The organism is Novosphingobium sp. (assembly GCF_049240505.1).
GTDB lineage: Bacteria > Pseudomonadota > Alphaproteobacteria > Sphingomonadales > Sphingomonadaceae > Novosphingobium.
The window spans coordinates 1-1027 of record NZ_JBMLSM010000235.1; the positions used below are offsets into that span (position 1 = coordinate 1).

The 1027-nt window shown below is 63.9% G+C and carries 1 pseudogene; it reads right to left on the reverse strand.

Annotated features, from left to right (window positions below):
• Window positions 1–1027, reverse strand: a pseudogene (locus ACOVQ0_RS19800) (hypothetical protein); the annotation flags it as partial.

Below are 1027 nucleotides of genomic sequence, written 5' to 3' on the forward strand. Positions count from 1 at the left end.
CGACCTGCGGGTTGTAGGTGGCAAAGTTGCGGGTCTCGCCGCCTTCGTAGCGGTGGACGCCGGTCTTCCAGTTGGCCTCGATCGGCAGGTGGCAGCCGCCGCAGGAGGTGGTCCATGACAGGTGGCAGGTAAAGCACGCCATCTCCGGTTCGCGGTGCGCGCGGTCGCCTTCGGAAATGCCGATGCCGAATTCGAAATTGCCGGTTTCCGCGCCATAGCGGCTGACGAGCTTGGAGCGCGCGGCCTTGGCGTTGAATTCGGGCGTGGCGGGATCGACCGAATCCTTGACCAGGCTCATGTCCCATTCAAGGTTCGGATCGATGATCGAGCGCTGGACGAGCTTGCGCCTGCCATCGGGCCCTTCGATCCATTCGAAGCGGCGCTTGCCATCGGGGTTGCGCTGGAGCGCAAGGTTGTGGCCTTCGGGCGGCGCAGCCGGGCCGCTGGTGCGCAGCGTCGGGTAAGCGTCGGGCGTGCCGTGGCAGTCCTTGCAGGTGATCTCGATCGCATTGGCGACTTCGCCGTAGATCAGCCCGTTGCCGTGGCTGTCCTGTTCGAAGTGGCAATCGGCGCACTGCATGCCCTTTTCGGCATGGATATCCATCATGTGCACCGCCTTGCCCGGGTTGACCCCGGCGGGGACGAACTTGCCCTCGTCCTTGCGGCGCCACTTCTCCGGATCATCGGGATCGACGATCTTGCCCTCGGCATCGAGCAGATTGCCCTCGCGGTCGCGCTTGAAGATCGCGCGGAAGTTCCAGCCGTGGCCGTGATAATCGGCGAACTGGGTGTCCTTCAGCGTCGGGTTCAGATCATAGACGTTGCGCAGGAAGTCGATATCGGCCCAGCGCCCGCGCGGAGCGGCGCCTTCGGGGTTGCGATCCGTGATCGCGCGCACTTCCTCGGCGGTCGGGTATTTCTGTTGCTTGGGCCACATCGACGGCGCGTCGGACTCGTAGTCCCACATGGTGTAGCCGAGGAAGGAGTTCAGGAAGATATTGGGCTGGTGCATGTGGCAGTTCATGCA